Raw genomic sequence first — 19092 nt, 5'->3', positions numbered from 1 at the left:
ACATAATCTGAATCGTGCAACTATCAACTCTTGGTAAACTTCATGTAAACGGCAAGTAAAACCTCAAAATAGAATCAGCCAAGCTATTTCCCGAAGTTTGTATTGGCTCGCTTCTGCCTCTTCCGTCTGTTCCATGCCCTTTTACTGAAAAAAATAATACTTCCCAATCCCAACCCGATCAGTGAGGGGATCAGCGCAAAAAACAACGCGATACCATCAAAATTTCTGAAAAAAAACATCGGAATCAAGACCCCTACCCCTCCAAACACAATGGGAGCAAACCACTTGATGGCAGACTTCCCCAATCCTAACACCAAAGAGCAGACAAATGCCGTAACAGGCAGGATTAGATAAAAGCATAGCAACGTATAGCCAAAGGCTTCATCGGGCTTTACAAAAAAGAGCCCCTGAATCAAAATCATCGCCGCAACAGTCAAAAACACTACAATCATTACAATGCTTAACGTATGCTGCAGCAAGACCCGTTTCAGCCGCTTTAGCTGCCCGACTTGCTGAACCGGTGGCTGAGGCTGTGGGCATTTCATGCATTCGCACCTTTCGCGGCATTCTCCGCATTCTTCCAGATGTTCTTCCACCAGTTCCCGGCTTTCTTCACTTGCTATCCCCTCCACATACAGCGGCAGTAGGTCTCGGATAATATTACAGTTTATTTTCATCTTCATTCCTCCATCCCTTTCTGGATCTTTTCCTTTGCCCGGTGATAGGTCACGCAGGCCCAATGCTCGGTTTTGCCAAACAGCATGGCAATTTTCCCAAAGGAAAGCTCCCCAAATACACGAAGTGAAAAAACCTCCTTATATGGCTCTTTCAGGTCATGCAAACACCGGTGGAGCTGAAATGCCAGTTCCTTGTCCGCAAACAGCTTTTCCAAATCCTCTCCGCTCACTGTCAGCATCTCCGGCGATCCTTCCCCAGAAATTCGCTTTTGTTTTTTCAGATAGGAAAAATAACTGTTTTTTGCAATTTGGCACAGCCATACCCGCACGTCACATTTTCCTTCAAACTGCTCCAGGGAACGGAGCGCTTTGAAAAATGTTTCCTCGGTCAATTCTTCAGACAATGCCTCATCGGCCGTCAATCCCCTAAGATAGCGGAACACATCTTCAAAATACTGCGTGTAGATCTCCTCAAAATCTGTCATCCCATCACCTCTAGCCACCTATAAGACTCCCAAAAGAGAGAAATATCACAAGTTATTTTTATTCTACCATATCCAGCAAAAAAGGGCAGGCCCTAAGCTTTAAGGTCTGCCCTTTTTACATGGATCGTTATAATTTTACACCGCACGGGTAAGCAGGCGCTTCATCAAAACCGCCGTCATGCTCAATCAGCTGGTAAAACCGATATCCTCCGGAGAAGTTATAGCAGTCATATCCATGCTGTGCCAAAATGCGGCAGGCGATATAGCTTCTCAATCCGCTTTGGCAGTTTACATAAATCGGTTTGCTGCGGTCCAATTCTCCTAAATGCTCGCGCAGGACATCAACTGGAATGTGTACAGTACCCTCCATATGTCCCGCCTGATATTCCGCATCGGTACGGACATCCAGCCGGATCACGCTCCCGTCATTGGGAAGCGATTTTAAATCGTGCCAATGGTATTGCTTCACCCGGCCGGCAAGGATATTCCCAATTACAAAGCCAGCCATATTGACCGGATCCTTGGCCGAAGAGAACGGCGGCGCATAGGCAAGCTCCAGTTCCTCCAGATCAGCGGCTGTCATCTCCGCCCGGATCGCTGTTGCCAGTACGTCGATCCTTTTATCTACCCCGTCAAAGCCTACGATCTGCGCGCCTAGGATCTTTCCTGATCCCGGGTCAAAAAGCGTTTTGATGGTCATGTTGCTGGCTCCCGGGTAATAGGTAGCATGATTAGGAGAAAAGGTCACTACCTTATCAAAGGGAATTTCCGCAGCCTTAGCAGCGGCCTCGTTCAATCCAGTCGCCGCAACGGTCATGTCAAACAGCTTCAGCACTGAGGTCCCCTGTGCGCCGCGGAAATGGCTGTCTCCGCCGCAGATGTTGTCCGCCGCGATCCTGCCCTGTTTGTTGGCAGGGCCGGCCAGCGGGATCAGGGTCTTCCTTCCGCTGACGTAGTGCACAAGCTCTACCGCATCCCCTACAGCGTAGATGTCCGGAACAGAGGTTTCCATCCGGTCGTTCACCACGATCGACCCGCGTGCGCCAAGTTCCAAGCCGGATTTCTCCGCCAAGGCGGTCTCTGGCGCAACGCCGATCGCAAGCACCACCAAATCAGCTTCTACAGCTTCTCCGTTTTCCAGCAGGGTGGAAATCCCGTGTTCCTGTTCTTCAAAGCCGGTCACTGCTTTGGAACGGAGCAGACGGATCCCCTTTTTCTGCAAATACCCATGCACGCTGCACGCCATATCATAATCGAGCGGGGTCATAACCTGGTTCAACCGCTCTACAACTGTTACTTCCAGACCAAGATTTTTTAAGTTTTCCGCCATTTCCAGGCCGATAAAGCCGCCGCCTATCACAACCGCCCGTTTGGGTTGTTCGCGTTTAATAAATTCATCTAATAAAAAGGTGTCTTCCACGCTCCGCAGGGTAAAGATTCGTTTTCCGTCTATCCCGGGAAGCGGCGGCTTCACCGGTTTCGCCCCCGGCGAAAGGATCAGCTTATCATAGGTTTCCTCATATTCACTGCCGTCGTCAAGCCTGCGGACGATGACCTTTTTCTCGTCCGGCAAAATCTGTACCGCTTCGTTTTTCACCCGCACGTCGATCCGAAACCGCGCGAAAAAGCTCTGCGGGGTTTGCAGGGTCAAAGCGTTTTTTTCGGTGATCTCTCCGCCGATATAGTAAGGCAGCCCACAGTTTGCGTAAGAAATATACCCGCCCCGTTCTAAAATAATGATCTGGGCTTCTTCATTCAGCCTGCGCAGCCGTGCCGCCGCGGTCGCTCCGCCGGCTACCCCTCCGATAATTACAACTTTCATCTTTGTGTTCTCCCTTCTCTCAATATGGATCAGCCTTTCCAGGATGCGATTCCGCCGATATTGGTCACATTCTGATACCCCATGTTCTGGAAGATCGCACAGGCCTGTTCGCTGCGCATTCCGCTGTGGCAGTATACATAGATTTTGTGCTCCAAATCCGGGATCAGGTCCGGCAATTCGTTTGCTTTGGAAAGCTCTAAATGGATGCTTCCGGGGATATGCTCCGTTTCATATTCATCATCTGTCCGCACATCGATCAAAGCGATCTCCGGGTCGTTTTGTGCTTCCTTTGCCAACTGGTTAATATCCGGCCTCTGGAATAAATTCAATAAATTCATTTCTTCTTCGCCTCACAGTCTATTCGTCTTTTGTTCTTGTTTTTTAGTATACGCTGCCTTACGGCCGAAAACCGTGACTATATCACATTTCGGAAACGATCTTTCAAAAAAGGCTGAATCCCCTCAAAAAATGTGGTATAATTTTCAAAAAGGAGGTAACAGCATGGATTTTCAAGATAAGGTTGCCGTGGTTACCGGCGGGGCAGGCGGCATCGGGAAAACGATCGCGGAGGAGTTTTCCAAGCATGGTGCCAATGTCTGTATCATCGACCAAAAGCCAAACCCATATTTTGTCGGGGATCTGTCAGAGGAGCAGGTTTTAATTCGCTTTGTGAAGCAGGTCATCTCTGATTTTGGCCGGGTGGATTACCTTGTGAACAACGCATTACCCATTACCAAAGGGATCGATACCTGTACCTACCAAGAATTTGAATATGCGCTGAAGGTTGGAGTAACCGCTCCATTTTATTTGTCAAAGCTGTTTCTCCCCCACTTTTCCGCTGGGGCGTCGATCGTCAATATCTCTTCCTCCCGTGATCGTATGAGCCAGCCGAATACCGAAAGCTATACCGCCGCAAAGGGCGGGATTTCCGCGCTGACCCATGCGCTGTCGGTCAGCCTGGCAGGGAAAGTACGTGTAAATTCGATCTCACCGGGCTGGATCGATACAAGCTTCCGGCAATACGCCGGACCGGATGCCCTTCAGCATCCCGTACGCCGGGTAGGGAATCCTTTGGATATTGCCAATATGGTGCTGTTTTTATGTTCGGAGCAGGCCGGATTTATTACCGGGGAAAACATCTGCATTGACGGAGGGATGACAAAGCAGATGATCTACCATGACGATTATGGCTGGAAGCTGGAGGGATAAAGGACTCCCTTGGCCACAAAAACATGATGGAACCAATCCGCTTTCTGTTTCCAAAATGAGTATAGACTATATAAAAACACCTGTGGGAATCGTTCTCACAGGTGTTTTTTCGTTTCTTATAATCCAATCGAATGGAGATAGTCAATGCTCATCTTCGCAGCTTCTAAAGAGGTGCGGTTGTAGGAAAGGTCTTGTTCTACTACAACATATTCGGCGCCGCTTTCCTCGGAAGCTTTTAAAATGCTTGGGAAGTCTTGCATTCCGTGCCCAACCGGACGGAACTCAAACACCCCTTCCCCTGCTTCGTCGCTCTTCTTGTCTTCTTCGCCGATCAGTTCATACATGTTGGCAGGTTTCCCCTCTTTGTAGAAATCCTTCAGGTGAACGACCGGGCAGCGGCCCGCATATTTTTTAATGTATTCAGACGGATTTTCCCCGGCCACGTTGATCCAACAGCAATCCAGCTCTGTCTGTAAAAGGTTTGCCGGAACAGTTGCATACATATAATCCAGTGCGTATTGTCCATCATCCATTTTTACAAATTCAAAGTCATGGTTGTGGTACAGCAGGGTAGCGTTGTGTTTATTGCAAACTTCGCCCAGCTTCGGAAGCACTTCCATAACTGTGGCAAAGCCTTCTGTTTTTGGACGGAGTTCATCCGGCAAAAACGGTACAACAATAAATTTACAGCCGATCACTTCCGTATAATCAGAAACTACTTTTTCCATGTCCCCCATCAGTTCTACCAACGGAACATGGGCAGACAAAGCGTTGATCCCCACTTCATCCAAAATTTGTTTTACTGTTTCCGGGGACTGTCCGTAAAGCCCTGCCAGCTCTACAAAATCATACCCCATTGCTTTGACTTCTTCCATAGTCTTTTTAAAGTCTTTTTCAGCCGCATCCCGAACCGTGTACACTTGCAGCCCGATTGGAAATTTTTTCATCGCAGGTTCCTCCTCATTTTTATCCGCCCTTTTTGGCTGGAAATACTACCCGCATAAAAACTGGAACTATTTTACATACCAGCCCAATTTTTATTACATATTTTTAGCAAATTTATTATAGCAAGATTTTAAGAGAATATCAATAGCAAATAAGAACGATTTTTAGGAAAATATTTCGTTTCTCACAAATCCGGTTACTTCTCCCGTATGGAATAAAACAGTCTTTTCTTCCTATCAAACCAGCCCTTTAAAAGGTACACAGGCAATGTAGGTTTAGGGCAGACACAAAAAACTGCCCTCCCCAATCCCGCTTTTTTCAGGAAAGGGACTAAGGGCAGCTTCTAAAAAAGAGCAGGAAAAATACTTTCTTTTGTCCTTATTCTTTGAGCTTCCACTCCCGCATGAGCCGTTCAAATAATTCCGAGCAGGCAATACTGTCCTGCCACGGAATATAGGGGCTTTGCAGCTTTTGATTTTTCACCAGCTCAGCCGCATGGCAGATCTGGTAAATAAATCCGTCCTCGGCTTCTTCTTCATAAAAATCTAACAATTCATTTTGATCGTTATACAGTTCGCACCGTTTTCCACGCAGAAAATCCCGGACGATGATATGCCCGTTTTCCCCGTAAATGTAAGCGTCAGAAATCGTATTCAGGCTGATCCCGCAAACCATATGGGCGATCGCTCCGTTGCCGTACTGCATGGTAATCACGTCAAAGCTGTCCAGCCCGTTCGGGGTCAGCGTATGCATACTGTGCATGTTTTCAGAAAAACCGCCCATCACATCGTACGCATATTCTAATGGGTAGACACCGGCATCATATAAAGCGCCGCCTGCCAAGGCCGGATTAAACAGCCTCTCTTCCGGATCATACTCCACATGGAACGAAAACTGCACATCCAAATACCGAACTTCACCGATCGTTCCAGCCTTCAGCCACTCCTTCGTTTTCAGGCTTGCCGGCAGGCAGCGGGTCCACATCGCTTCCATCAGCAGAACCTGATTTTTTTCCGCACATGCGGCCAGATCCTCCGCTTCCCATTTTGTCAGCACCATTGGCTTTTCGCATAATACGGCTTTCCCATGCTCCAAGCATTGCTTGACGACTTCATAATGAAAGTTGTGGGTCAGGCCAATATAAACAATCTCTATCTCCGGATCGTTCATCAGATCCAGATAGTTTCCATAAGCGCGCTTTGCACCATATTCTTTCGCGAAAGAATCCGCTCTCTCCTGCTCCCGTGCGGCTACTGCCCAAAGCAGCGCCTGGTCGCAGGTATTCAGTACCTTGGCAAACCGCTGGGAGATCCGTCCCAAGCCAATGATGCCAAATTTCGCCTGATTCTGGGCCATCTGTACCCCTCCTATTTCCGGTCGTTTAAAACAGCCTGTTTATTATTCGGACTGGAGCGTTTTTCCAGCTGCGGGAACCGGTGTTCGATCGCGGCAAGAGAAATTTCCACATCCTCGTGGACTTCTTCCGGGGTAAAGCAGCCTACTGTGACCATATCGCAGGGACGGATCGTATTCCAGGAGAAATTAAGCCCCACATAAGGCGTACAGCGGCCTGCCCCCATAGATTTAATGGTCATCACCGGTTTTTTCGCATGATGGATAATGGAAGAAACTGTTTCAATTTCGATCTGCATCATAAATCCTACGCAGTTATAGATTTGAATATAGGTTTCCACGTCATAGCCGTTCGCATCGGAATACAAAATCAGCTCCGGCATGTGCGCGCTCAGTCCCGGGATCATCTTTTCTTCCCGGATCATTTTCGTATAGTCATCCAATCGTTCAATGGTCCCTTTGTTTTTGTTCACCAGCTGTTCTGCGCTGGAATGGTGGATCAGGCAGAAAGTTGAGCCGATCTCCGCGCTTTTGCGGATCGCCTTCCGCGCTTCAGCCCGGGCTTCGTCCGTATCATCTACATTGATGATCGGGGTGTCCACAATAATAAATTTGCAGTTTAGCTTCTGCTCCGCGTAACGGATCGCTTCGACCATGCGGGGCTGGCTGCTGATCGGCCCCATAATGGTATCGATCCCATATTGCGCATAGGCCTCCAATACCGGGAAAAAGCTCTCCGGCGACTGATAACGTTCCGTGATCCGATGATCCGCCGCTTTGCCGGTATGGCTCCATCCCAATAGCCAGTTTGTGCCGATGATCATCCGGGATACCGATACCCCGGCGACCTCAGTCCTTGGGAATTGCTGTCTTTCCATCATATAACCAAGCCTTTCTGACAGATCCCTCTCCCCAGTTTGGGAAACGGGATCAAAAATTTTTATCATTCATCAAAATCCCCCGATAACGCTTATCGGGGGATCTCAACCTTACAATCATATTTTAGTCTTAGAAGCCTAACAAGTCAAGATATTTTTTGCTCATGGTAACAGCTTCCATCGGTGTTCTTCCAACTGAAGCATCTTGTTCTACAACAACATACTCAGCACCATTTGCAACTGCTGCCTCCAGAATCTCCGGCATAACCTGCATTCCAAACCCTACCGGGCGGAATTCAAACTTTCCTGAATCCTCTTTTTTCTCTTCCGGATCAATTCCAATCAGTTCATACAGGTTTTCCGGATTCCCTTCCTTGTAGAAATCCTTCAGATGCACCACCGGGCAGCGGTTTTCATATTTCTTGATGTATCCTGCCGGTTCCTCTCCTGCTACCTTTACCCAGCAGCAGTCAAGCTCGGTCTGCAACAATTCTGCCGGTATTGTTTCATACATGTAATCCAATGCGTATCTTCCGTCCGCCACCTTTACAAACTCAAAGTCATGGTTATGGTAAAGCAGGGTCACTCCATGTTTGTTGCAAACCTCCCCGATCTGAGGGATCAGGCTCATTACCTTATCAAAACCGGGGGTGTTTGGCCGAAGTTCCTCTGGGAGATACGGGATCGCAATGTATTTACAGCCAATTTTCGCATAATCCGTAACGGTTTTCTCCACGTCCGCTTCCAATTCTGCCAACGGCACATGCGCAGACAGCGCAGGGATCCCCGCTTCTTCCAGCGCCGCCTTTACTTCCTCGGCGGTTTGCCCATACAGGCCGGCCAGCTCTACAAAATCATATCCGATCTCTTTGATCTTTTTCATGGTGCCGAGAAAATCTTTCTCTGCATCATCACGGACAGAATATACCTGTAATCCTACTGGCAATTTTCCCATAGCTTTCATCTCCTCTACCGTATCGGTTATAAAATATATGGTTCGCCGTCTTCCATGGTCATGTCGATGATCGCTTTCATGTATACGCCGTATTTATCATACTGTTCCGCCTGAGCTTCGTCAAACTTATTCATCGGGAAAATTTTGACCGGAATATCTTTGTAGTTCCAAGCTCCGTTCGCCAGCATTTCCACCGCATTATGAGCGCCCTCTTCAGACAGCCAGGCTTCCCGCGGATGGGTGTTCAGCATTTCGATCGCTTTTACGCCCAGTTGCTGTACGTCTACGGTTCTCTTGCCGCCGGTATGGTAGTCTGCTACACAGAGCTGTCCGCATTCCGCAGTCAGGTTTACTGCCAGATCCAAAGAATCGCTTCCTTCTTCAGGATCTAATCCTGCGCCCCATTCCATAACGACCTTGAAGCCTTTGAAATCACTGTCAATGAACTTTTTCTTTGCTTCTTCCACAAGATATACTTCATCTGCCCCATATTTTTTCGCATCCTCTAAAGATGTCTGGCGCTTGTCGATCGCTACGACGTAGCAGCCGCGCATCTTCAACAGGCTGATAGCCCCACAGCCCATGTATCCGCAGCCGACTACTGCTACATGAGTTCCCGGCATCTGGACCTTTGCTTTGCTGACTGCGCTCATCATGCAGGACAGCGGTTCTACGATCAGGTCTTCGTCGCGGACATTATCCGGCAGCTTGATCACGACTTCTTTTTTCGGGTCCGCGATGCCATACTGTACCATTCCGCCGGAGCCCGGCAGGGTGCCGCCCCACATCCCGCTGACACGGTCGCCGGGCTTGAAGCCCGTTACATTCTTTCCGACCTTTTCAACAATCCCCATTGGTTCGTGTCCGAAGGTCATTCCGGCTTCTGCAACCTTCCAGTCGTCATGCTCCGAATGGCATACGCCCACATATTTAGTTTTAATCAACAGCTGATCATCGTTTGGGACCGGAATATCGATTTCTCTGATTTCATTCTGTTTTGGTCCTACAGCTACAATTTGTTTCTGTTTCATTGCTCTTTCTCCTTTGTATGTAATTTTTATCTAGGCAATTTTTGTAACCCTTCCAACGCAGGTTTTACGGGGAAATATTCCAATCCCATATAGCCAGTATAACCTGTTTCCTGAATTACCCGAAAAATATTCGGGTAATTCAGTTCACCGGTATCGATCTCATGCCGTCCGGGGTTCCCGGCTGCATGAAAGTGCCCGATCAGGGAAATATTTTCACGGATACTGCGGATCACATCTCCTTCTGTAATCTGCTGATGATAGATATCAAACAGTATCTTTACGTTTTCACTGCCAGCCTCTTTAGCCAGCAAAAACGCTTCTTTAGAAGAAGAAAGATAATATCCGGCATGATCTACCGCCGTATTCAAAGGTTCCAGAACCAGGGTGATCCCGTTTTCCTCCAGCACCGGAACGACCTTTTTTACCCCTTGAAGCAATGCGGCATATTGTTTTTCCCGCGCTTCTCCGGTATCCGCCCCGACCTGACTGATCAAGGTTTTGCAGCCAAGCTTTTTCGCGGCCGCAATGCTTTCTTCCAAACCGGCAAGATATGATTCATGTTCTTTTGGGTCTACAAGGCTGAAAAACTTTGTGCACATCGCGGCCACTGTCAAACCCAATTTTTCTTTTTCTTCCACGATCTGGTCAAGGTCTTTGTCCCACCAAGACCAGAACTCGAACGCATCAAGTCCAGCCTCTTTGGTCTCACGCATCCCTTCCACGAAATCCTTTCCGTGATACAATGCGTCAATACATACGGAGTAGTTCATATCTTTCGTTCTCCTTCTTCTGCTGTGATTAGCCTAAATCAACTTCGCCTTTGTCGTAGATTTCCTGGACTTGTTTCAGGCAGTTATCTACTTCTGTTTGGATGTCCGCGCCGCCTACGATGTTGGTCAGCATGGTGTTGAGCGGGCCGTTCGGGAATGCGTCGATCTGGCTCCAGGTCGGGATAGCCGGGTCGCCGTAAATAGCGCGTTCCGCCTGTTCCGGATAAGTTTTCATAAAGTCACTGCTGTAAAATTCATCTTCCATAACGTCTTTTCTGGAGTTGATGAGATTTACGGAAGAGCAGAATTTGATCTGGCCTTCTTTAGAACAGAAATATTTCAGCCATTCTTCGGCTGCCGCACGTTCTTTGGTAGAATTCATAATGCAGATCGGCGCAGAAAATACGACAGAAGAAGGTCCTTCGCCAGTCAAGCTAGGCATAACGGCGCTTCCTGTTACGTCAACTAGCTGAGGAGCATTTGCTTCCAAAGCAGTCATAAAATCAGCGTTAGCACCCAAAACGATAGATGCTTTTTCAGCCTGGTATTCTGTACTGGAGTTAAAGGATGGGTCAATTACATTTGCAGTGCAGACTTTATGTACATTGATCAGATCCAGCATAAACTGAATCGCATCGATCCCTTCCTGTCCGCCAAAGGTAAATTCTGTGTAGTCTTCGTTCATAACACTTGTTCCGTGTCCTGCCAGGAAACTAAACCACCCTTGGTCAAAACGTGCATCCCCTACTGGTAAAACTGCTCCGGAACGGGTAATGTTGCCGTTTGCATCTGTTTTAGTCAATTTTTTAGCAACTTCGATCAGTTCGTCATAGGTAGTCGGCACTTCCGTGATGCCTGCTTCCTCAAAGTGAGCCTTGTTATAAATCATAGCACGGGTATCCATACGCCACGGGATACCATAAATCTTGCCGTCGATTTTAACTTCATCGATAGCCGCTTCAAAATACGCGTCTTCTCCGCCCAGCTCTTCAAAAACATTTGTAACGTCAGCCGGTCCGTATTTACCCTGTCCAATGGTAACAAAGGAAGAGGTAAAATAAGCGTCGGCAACATCCGGGGCTTCCCCTCCGGTGCAGGCCAGAGTCAATTTGGTAAGCGCCTGCCCCCAGTCAATGATAGAATAATTAACCGTGATCCCGGTTTCTTCTTTAAATGCCTCTGTCATTTCTTTTAAGACCTTGTCCTGAGCCGAAGCATCGTTGCCGTATTTCTGCATGGTGAATGTAATTGTTTTTCCGCTCAGGTCGCCAGTATCACCGCCGGCAGATCCAGAACCATCGTTGGCCGGTTTGTCGTCTTGTCCGCAAGCCGCAAACGTTGACAGCATGGAGACTGCTAATAATGCACTTAAAATTTTCTTTGAATTTTTCATACACTTACTCCTTTATACTTGTTTTATTCTTTTAACAGCATATGGAGGCTGCCCTCTGGGACAGCTGCCCCGCATAGCTGTTGCCGAAACAAAATTAACCTTTTACCGCACCTGCGGACAGACCGCTGATGAGATACTTTTGCAGGAATGCGAAGAAGATGATCGCCGGAAGTGTGATCATAACCGCAGCGGTCATGGACATGGAAATATTGCTGTTCGCCCCATACTGTCCAATAAAGTCATAAATACCAACTGAAGCCGGTTTCATGTCATTGTTAGACAGCATAACGCTTGCCCACATAAACTCATTCCAGCCTTGGATAAATGCGAAGATCGAGGTAGCGACAAGTCCAGGAACCGAGATCGGGATCGCAATACGGAAGAAGATCCCAAATTTGCTGCAGCCATCTAATGTGGCGCTTTCCTCCAGCGCGATCGGAACCGATTGGCTGAAATAGCTCTTCATCATCAGTGTGCAGAACGGGATCGCCCAAACAGAATAAGCAATGACCAATCCCTGATAAGTATTTGTCAGCCCTGCATTGTACATGATAAAGTAGAACGAGATGAAAGGCAGCGTGCCGGGAATCAACTGCGATAGGATCATCATGACTGTGGTGATTTTTTGCGGTTTCCGAATTACGAAACGGCTAATGCTGTAACCGCAGAAAGTTGCCAAAACAAGACATACGATCGTCGTCATCAGCGATACGAACAGCGAGTTGCCTAAATATCTCAGCAAGGGCATCTGTTCCCACACCAGCTTATAGTTGTTAAAATCCAGAAAGGACGGGATCCATACCGGCGGGGAAGCCATCAGCTCTTCACGCGGTTTTAAGGAAGTGAGCACCATCCAGTAGAATGGGAACAGAACAAAGATCGTTGTAAAGATCATAACGGCCCAGTGCCGAATCCCGTTGAGTATACGTCTGCTTCTTTTGTTCATTGATGTTTTCTCCTTCCCTAAATGTTATCTGTCTGCCGCAATTGTTTTTTCAAATAGACAACTGCCGGGAACAGGATAATGAGCATCATCAATACGCTGATCGTAGCGCCGGAACCATAGTTAAAGTTAATGAATGCTTCCGTATATACATCAACAGCCATAACCATCGTACTGTTCAACGGCCCGCCCTTAGTGACCAGATAGCTGATATTGAAGTTGTTGAACTGCCAGATCCCTTCCAGCAGGATCGACGTTTCGATCACCGGCATCAGGCAAGGCAGGGTGATCTTAAAAAAGCGCTGCACAGAATTTGCGCCATCTACCGTCGCCGCCTCGATCATTTCAGCCGGGATCGTCTGCATCCCTGCAAGGAACATGACCATGAGGAACGGGAAGATCGACCAAACGTTGATGATAATGATCGAAATCAGCGGCATGCTTAAGAATCCTAAGATCGGTTCTGTATTTCCCAGGAAATTGATCGGCTTATCAATCCACCCAAGCTGCATCAGCAATCCGTTGATCGGGCTGAAAGTTTCGCTCAGCAATAATTGCCAAATTGCGGAAGTTACCAGTGGCGGCGTGACCCATGGCGCTAAAAACATTGCGCGGAAAAAAGTGCGGCCACGGAATTTTTTGTTCAATTCGTTCGCAACGAGCATTGCGAAAACCGCTCCCAAGGCCAAGGACAAAACAGCAAACACAAGGGTATTCAAAATCGTCTGCCATGTCTGCGGGTCAGATAATGCTTTGATGTAGTTGTCAAAGCCCACATAAGATGTGATCGGGTTGAGCAGGGATTTGTCCGTAAAGGACAGGCGAATCGAATCTAAGCTGGGATAAATTTGAATAATCAATACGCCGATTAAAGCCGGCAAAAGCATGATCACTGGCGTATACTTGTTAACGAATTTTTTTAGTTTATCCACCTTTGAAACCTCCATTTTCTAATCTGGTTTAATCACACCTTTTCGTTCCGGAAAAAAACGTTAAAAAGGCATAAAAAAACACCTTAAAAAAGGTGTTTCAACGGTATTTTTTTTAGAACGAAAAGGTGTACCTTTTAATATAATCAGCTTATCGACCCCTTTTCCTGAAAAAACAAAATTTCTTAAAATTTGCCTTATAAAATATGTAATTTTTCATAAGAAAAAACTAGAACAAAAATGTAAACTTACTTAATTCTCAAATATTAATTGTGCATTCATCACAATAAATATTATAAAGTTTATACAAAAATAATTCAATTAACAAATTATACAAATGTATTTCAAAATAATTGTGCAAATATCCCTGTATATTATATGTAAAATTACATATTTTTATTGATTTTGATAAGGTATAAAACTGTAAAAAAAGACCTATCAGAAAACCTGACAGGTCTTTTTTTCATTCAATTACATTCCCGATGACTTTCTCACCGACAGCTTGGGGCTTAATGTAATCGTTTTCGAATAGAAATCCAATGTTTGGTTCCGGCTTTCTACAATCATCTGGATTGCGGCCTGAGCCATTTCCTCCAAAGGCATTTTTACGCTTGTCAGCGGCGGAACTACAGCCGGGGCATAAATATCGTCAAAGCCTGTTATTGCAATGTCCTGCGGCACCCTGCGTCCCGTATCAAAGCAATACTGCATGGCGCCGACCGCATATAGATCCGACCATGCGACAACCGCAGTTGTCTGCGGCCATTGTTCCAAGCCGATTTTTATTGAATCGTAGCCGGCCTGCATTGTACCGCTTTCAAAGGGGTTTACGATAGGCGGGTCATGGATACCTATTTCCGCTAATGCGTTCTGGTACCCTTTCAGCCGCTGTTTATCAACGTCATTCGTTGAATTCTGCCCAATATACAGAAAATGCTTGTGCCCTTGTTCTATTAGGTGCCGGGTCGCCAGGTAGATCCCTTCCCCTCCGTCCAGCAGTACGCGATTAAGCCCATAACAGCGGGCTGTTCGCTCCACAAAAACAACTGGTACCCCGCAGCCCAGCAAAAGGTCTTTTGCTTCATCCAGAAGCAGCGTATCCTCAAAACCTACAATGACGATCCCGCAAACTGATTCAGAGATAAAATCCTGCACCACATCTTGTAAATATTGATTGGTAGCCTGCTGCACACGGAGCATGACATACAATCCGTTTTTATTGGCCTCTATTCCCAATGCATGCGGAAGGTAGGAAAAAAACGGATTTTCCCTGTCCGGTGGCGTCAGCACCCCAACAAGGTTTCTTGAAACGGAAACAGTTTCTTTCACCGGAACTACATATCCTAATTCTTCGATTGCCTGCTGGATCAGTTTCCTTTTTTGCGCAGATACATACCCGTTATTGTGGATCACCCGCGCTACTGTTGCGATGGATACGTTCGCCCGATTGGCAACCTCCATCATTGTCGCCGTCTTTTTGATTCCCATTCATAAGCCCCGATTCGCTAAAATTATTTCTCAAAGTTCTCCAACAGTTCCAGAATTATTTTCAGATCTCCTTGCGTGTCCATATATGCAAATTGTCCAGAAGCATCGCCGTAAAGCCCGCGCTGCATCACAGGATACCCCTTGCCTTCCATCGCTTTGATCGCCTCATCCGCACTTTTTACCCGGAACGCAATATGGTGGAGCCCTTCCCCTTTTTCATTCAGGAACTGCCTCCATACGCTGGGGGTGTCGTCCGGCTGGATCAATTCGATCTGTACCGAAGGTGTTTCAAAAAATTTCATATGGCAGGAAGCCGTGGTTGGCTGTCCCAAATATGTTCCTTTCACCACCTCAGCGTCACCGGAATAACAGGTAGGCGGGCATTCCACCCCAAAAAATTCCGCAAATTTCTGGCCTGTTTTTTCCAAATCATTCACAACTAAGCCCACTTGAACAACCACATCTGTCCCAATGATCGAACTCATAAACATTCCTCTTTTCTTTCCTAAAAGTTCATTTAAAAATTAACGCTTTACTCTGCTGTAACCCTTTCTCAAAATAAATCCGTCACGAAAAAGGGCCGATTTCATTACAATTTCAGCATAGCAAAAACAAAACCGCTTTTCAATCATTTCTCACCACATCAATTTCTATTTTGGACACTTTTACAGGAAAATACAATAATTTTCTGTAAAAATAATCAAACATCAAAAAAATATCCTCCAAAAATAGAGGATATTTTTTATTGATATTTTCAGTTCAAATTTTACTTTCCAAGTTTTACAGCCAGTGGCAGAAATCGCCCTAAAGCAAAGCCTTTTTAGATTTCCGTATCAGCTTTTTTGTAACGGTAGGACTTCACTCAACCTTATATATTCAGCAACCAAAAAGCAGTTTTTTAAATCTTCCTCATCCAGTCCCCGGTACAGAAATAAATCATCGTAAACCGCGGCCGCTTTGTTTATATCCTCACATTCCACGTGAAATTCACCACTTAATAAGTCGATTCCGACCAGAACGCCGTCCTTGCAGTAACATTGAGGATTCGGCCGCGTTCCTTGGGGCAGTTTTCTGCGGGAATGCTCATTTTCCATGATATTGTATGCAACGATCTTGCGAAATTCTTCATTGTCAAAGGTCTGGTAATGATATTTTTTTCTAAAATAATCGTCGATCCCCTTCCCGGTTTTCCTGTTTGGGTGCAGAGATAACCGATTGGCTTCAAAGATCCGTTTCCCTCCCTCTACTAACTCAGGTGTGACCTCAGTCGTTAACATCAGAAGACCTCCTCCGAAACGCCAAATTGATTTTCCTGTTTCCGATCGTTGTCCCGCCAAGCCTTATTCTTTTCGGCGGCTCTGCTCCCACCGGCGGTAAACCCACACCGTCAGCAGCCCAACACAGACGCCTAAACAGCATCCTGTCAAAACATCCGTTGGGTAATGGACATATAAATACATTCTGGAAAAGGCGATCCCTCCAGCCAAAAGAAAGGCAAAAGCGCCCCGCTTTCTGTAAAATGCGGTCAACACAACTGCGGCGGCAAAGGAACTTCCGCTGTGCCCGGAGGGGAATGAATACCCGTGCGGCGGAGAGATCAAAAGCTCAAACGCCGGATCGTCGATAAACGGCCGTGCGCGGCTGACTAGAGGCTTGACGATCAGATCCCCGATCAAAAAATTCAGCGCAACTGCCGCCAAAAGTACCACGCCGCAGCGCCGCGTCTTTTTAAAGCACAGTAAAATGATCCCGCCAAGGATCCAGATAAAGCCGGCGTCTCCCAATTTGGTGATAAAGATCATGATATGATCGAGCCACGCAGAGGACAGGCTGCTCTGCACCCATTCCATTACCGCGCGGTCCGTCTGATAAATCCACTCTATCATTGTTATTCCTCCGAAGGAAGCTGTAACAGGCCTTTCTCCAGCATAGACTGTGCCGCCATTAAGATCCCGAATTTCCCGGTATAATAGGTAAGCCCGCCCTGAAGCCAAACCGCATAGGGCTCTCTTAGCGGTGCGTCGGCGGAAAGCTCGATCGACGCACCCATCGTAAAGGCACCGGCAGCCATGATCACCTGGCTTTCATATCCCGGCATGTCCCATGGTTCCGGAGATACAAAGCTATCCACCGGGGAACCCTTTTGTATCCCCTGACAAAATGCCACCAAGGACTCCGGCTCACCCAGTTTGATCGCCGCAATAATATCGGTGCGCTGGGCGTCATAGCGCGGAAACACCTCATACCCCAGCTTTTCAAACATCCGCAGGGCGAACACACTTGTTTTTAAGGCAGACGCTACCACGCCCGGCGCAAAAAACAGTCCCATAAACATACCGCGGCTTTGATCCAGCGTGCAGCCAACCTCCTTGCCCATCCCTACTGCGGTCAAGCGGTAGGAGCACAATTCCACCAGCTTTGCTTTCCCCGCTATGTAACCGCCTGTCTGCGCAATCCCGCCGCCCGGATTTTTAATCAGCGAGCCTACCATCAAATCGGCTCCCATCGCAGAGGGTTCCTGCTTTTCCACCAGTTCACCATAGCAGTTGTCCACCACCACGACCGCCTGCGGATTGGTGCTGCGGACAGCCCTGATGATCTGTCCTATCTCGGATACCGTCAGCGATTCCCGCAAGGAGTACCCGCGGGAACGTTGGATATAAGCCACCTTGCAGCCTTTTACCGCTTCCGGGATCGCCGCAAGGTCTACCGCCCCATTTTCCAATAAATCGACCTGACGGTACAAAACGCCAAAATCTTTTAAAGAGCCGTTCCCCTCTCCCCGTAAGCCGATCACCTCTTCCATGGTATCATAGGGGGTTCCGGTCAGGGATACCATCGTGTCCCCGGTGCGCAGCACGCCAAACAGCGCCACGCTCAGCGCATGGGTGCCCGATACAAAATTATGCCGTACTAAGGCGTCTTCGGTCCCCATCACCTTGGCGTATACCTCGTCCAGCACATCCCGGCCGCGGTCGCCGTAACCATACCCAGTAGACCCAATAAAATGCGTTTCACTGACCCCGCATTCCATAAATGCGGACAAGACCCTCGCTTCGTTATATTCACAGATTTCGTCGATCCGTTCAAAAACCGGTTTGCAGTCCCGCTCCACCTCTTTGGCGAAGGCAGTCAGCCTTGGGGAAAAATTCATCTGCTCTGTCAGCATATTTTTACGACACTCCTACTCTTTTTCACATTACAAAATCGTTTCTGTCAATTCATAAACCAGCTTTAGCACTGCTTTTACATCTTCTTTTTTTACAGTGCAAACGCCGGAATGCAGATACCTGCTCGGCACGCTTACCGCAATAGTACGCACCCCGCCCCGTGATGTATGGATAGCCCCCGCGTCGTTCCCGCCGGCAACCATGGTTTTGGTCTGCGCGGTAATTTTTTTCTCCACCGCCAGCTTATAAGCAAGGGCATAAAGCTCCCGGTCGTAAATCGTGGCCCGGTCCATGAATCCAACCACCGCGCCTTTTCCCAGCGCGCAGACCTGCTTTTGCTCCGATACCCCGCTTAAATCCGCGGCCGTTGTAGTTTCTACCACCACCGCAAAATCCGGATTTACCGAATATGCGGCCGCTTTTGCGCCGCGCAGCCCGACTTCCTCCTGGGTAGTAAAAACAAAATACATATCAAACTTCAATTTACTGCGGATCAATTCTACCAAAACCGCGCAGCCAAGACGGTCATCCAGCGCTTTTCCTTTCAGCAGCCCGTCACCGAACTCTTCGTAGTCCGTGCAAAAGACCGCACAATCCCCCGGCCTGACGACGTTCATCGCCTCTTCACGGCTGGATGCGCCGATGTCAATAAACATGTCCTCTACCTTGACTACGGTTTCCCGTTCCTGCTCCGTCTGCTGATGGATCGCCTTGGTGCCAATCACACCGATCGTTCCGGTACGGTACAGGTTTACCGCACGTCCCAAAACAACGCGGCTGTCGATCCCGCCCACCGTGGTGAATTTGAGCATCCCGCCGTCCGTGATATGGGTCACGATAAAGCCCACCTCATCCATATGGGCGCAGAGCATCAATTTTTTATCCGGGGTCACCATCCCTTTTTTAAAGCAGATCAAGTTTCCCAGCGCGTCTACCTCATATTGGCAATAGGCTTTGACCTCTTCAATAATGGCTTCCCGCACTGCAGATTCATCGCCGGATACGCCGTTTAGCCTGCTGTAATGTTCCACACGTTCCCACATT

20 protein-coding genes are annotated in these 19092 nt (G+C 47.7%); 1 reads left to right on the top strand and 19 read right to left on the bottom strand.

Annotation, left to right across the window (positions count from 1 at the left end):
- Positions 1 to 83: 83 nt before the first annotated feature.
- The 4 genes from CIB36_RS04645 to CIB36_RS04630 form a co-directional block, all read right to left on the bottom strand.
- Positions 84 to 677, bottom strand: a complete 594-nt coding sequence (locus tag CIB36_RS04645; RefSeq protein ID WP_106408085.1) for a zf-HC2 domain-containing protein — start codon at positions 675 to 677, stop codon at positions 84 to 86.
- A 2-nt stretch (positions 678 to 679) separates the two neighbouring features.
- Positions 680 to 1180, bottom strand: coding sequence for an RNA polymerase sigma factor (locus CIB36_RS04640; RefSeq protein WP_324612345.1), 501 nt, complete (start codon positions 1178 to 1180; stop codon positions 680 to 682).
- A 109-nt stretch (positions 1181 to 1289) separates the two neighbouring features.
- A complete protein-coding gene (locus CIB36_RS04635; RefSeq protein WP_093988371.1) occupies positions 1290 to 2984 on the bottom strand; it encodes an FAD-dependent oxidoreductase in 1695 nt (564 codons plus the stop codon).
- A gap of 29 nt (positions 2985 to 3013) precedes the next feature.
- Entirely contained in the window at positions 3014 to 3322 is a 309-nt protein-coding gene (locus CIB36_RS04630; protein WP_093988370.1) for a rhodanese-like domain-containing protein, read from the bottom strand.
- Positions 3323 to 3485: 163 nt separating this feature from the next.
- Here CIB36_RS04630 and CIB36_RS04625 point away from each other — a divergent pair, with 163 nt between their 5' ends.
- Entirely contained in the window at positions 3486 to 4193 is a 708-nt protein-coding gene (locus tag CIB36_RS04625; RefSeq protein WP_093988369.1) for an SDR family NAD(P)-dependent oxidoreductase, read from the top strand.
- Positions 4194 to 4309: 116 nt separating this feature from the next.
- Here CIB36_RS04625 and CIB36_RS04620 read toward each other — a convergent pair whose 3' ends face one another.
- The 15 genes from CIB36_RS04620 to CIB36_RS04550 all read right to left on the bottom strand — a co-directional run bounded on the left by CIB36_RS04620 (position 4310) and on the right by CIB36_RS04550 (position 19091).
- Positions 4310 to 5140, bottom strand: a complete 831-nt coding sequence (locus tag CIB36_RS04620) for a sugar phosphate isomerase/epimerase family protein (protein WP_229408189.1) — start codon at positions 5138 to 5140, stop codon at positions 4310 to 4312.
- A 376-nt stretch (positions 5141 to 5516) separates the two neighbouring features.
- The gene (locus tag CIB36_RS04615; protein WP_093988368.1) at positions 5517 to 6494 is read right to left on the bottom strand and encodes a Gfo/Idh/MocA family protein; all 978 of its coding nucleotides are present in this window, start codon (positions 6492 to 6494) and stop codon (positions 5517 to 5519) included.
- Positions 6495 to 6505: 11 nt separating this feature from the next.
- Positions 6506 to 7438: a hypothetical protein gene (locus CIB36_RS04610; protein ID WP_229408188.1), complete on the bottom strand. Its 933-nt coding sequence runs from the start codon at positions 7436 to 7438 to the stop codon at positions 6506 to 6508.
- Positions 7439 to 7499: 61 nt separating this feature from the next.
- A complete protein-coding gene (locus tag CIB36_RS04605; protein WP_229408187.1) occupies positions 7500 to 8324 on the bottom strand; it encodes a sugar phosphate isomerase/epimerase family protein in 825 nt (274 codons plus the stop codon).
- A gap of 26 nt (positions 8325 to 8350) precedes the next feature.
- On the bottom strand, positions 8351 to 9355 hold the full coding sequence (locus CIB36_RS04600; protein WP_093988367.1) for an alcohol dehydrogenase catalytic domain-containing protein: 1005 nt from the start codon (positions 9353 to 9355) through the stop codon (positions 8351 to 8353).
- A gap of 26 nt (positions 9356 to 9381) precedes the next feature.
- Positions 9382 to 10125 (bottom strand): hydroxypyruvate isomerase family protein, encoded by a 744-nt coding sequence (locus tag CIB36_RS04595; RefSeq protein WP_093988366.1) that lies wholly within the window; start codon positions 10123 to 10125, stop codon positions 9382 to 9384.
- 28 nt (positions 10126 to 10153) lie between these two features.
- On the bottom strand, positions 10154 to 11518 hold the full coding sequence (locus CIB36_RS04590) for an ABC transporter substrate-binding protein (RefSeq protein ID WP_093988365.1): 1365 nt from the start codon (positions 11516 to 11518) through the stop codon (positions 10154 to 10156).
- Positions 11519 to 11612: 94 nt separating this feature from the next.
- Positions 11613 to 12464: a carbohydrate ABC transporter permease gene (locus tag CIB36_RS04585; RefSeq protein WP_093988364.1), complete on the bottom strand. Its 852-nt coding sequence runs from the start codon at positions 12462 to 12464 to the stop codon at positions 11613 to 11615.
- Between the two features lie 17 nt (positions 12465 to 12481).
- On the bottom strand, positions 12482 to 13393 hold the full coding sequence (locus CIB36_RS04580) for a carbohydrate ABC transporter permease (protein ID WP_229408186.1): 912 nt from the start codon (positions 13391 to 13393) through the stop codon (positions 12482 to 12484).
- A 468-nt stretch (positions 13394 to 13861) separates the two neighbouring features.
- Complete coding sequence (locus CIB36_RS04575) at positions 13862 to 14878, bottom strand: LacI family DNA-binding transcriptional regulator (protein ID WP_093988362.1); 1017 nt, start codon at positions 14876 to 14878, stop codon at positions 13862 to 13864.
- Positions 14879 to 14901: 23 nt separating this feature from the next.
- Positions 14902 to 15363, bottom strand: coding sequence for a VOC family protein (locus CIB36_RS04570; RefSeq protein WP_093988361.1), 462 nt, complete (start codon positions 15361 to 15363; stop codon positions 14902 to 14904).
- Between the two features lie 348 nt (positions 15364 to 15711).
- Positions 15712 to 16155, bottom strand: a complete 444-nt coding sequence (locus tag CIB36_RS04565) for a hypothetical protein (protein ID WP_093988360.1) — start codon at positions 16153 to 16155, stop codon at positions 15712 to 15714.
- 63 nt (positions 16156 to 16218) lie between these two features.
- Complete coding sequence (locus tag CIB36_RS04560) at positions 16219 to 16764, bottom strand: phosphatase PAP2 family protein (protein ID WP_093988359.1); 546 nt, start codon at positions 16762 to 16764, stop codon at positions 16219 to 16221.
- Between the two features lie 2 nt (positions 16765 to 16766).
- Entirely contained in the window at positions 16767 to 18047 is a 1281-nt protein-coding gene (locus CIB36_RS04555) for a methionine gamma-lyase family protein (RefSeq protein WP_229408185.1), read from the bottom strand.
- A 30-nt stretch (positions 18048 to 18077) separates the two neighbouring features.
- Positions 18078 to 19091: a M42 family metallopeptidase gene (locus CIB36_RS04550; RefSeq protein WP_093988358.1), complete on the bottom strand. Its 1014-nt coding sequence runs from the start codon at positions 19089 to 19091 to the stop codon at positions 18078 to 18080.
- Between the last annotated feature and the right edge of the window lies 1 nt (position 19092).

The sequence above is a fragment of the Massiliimalia timonensis genome (genome assembly GCF_900186585.1).
Classification (GTDB): domain Bacteria; phylum Bacillota; class Clostridia; order Oscillospirales; family Ruminococcaceae; genus Massiliimalia; species Massiliimalia timonensis.
Note: the sequence above shows the minus strand (reverse complement) of the source record. Positions and strands in the feature narration are given on the sequence as shown.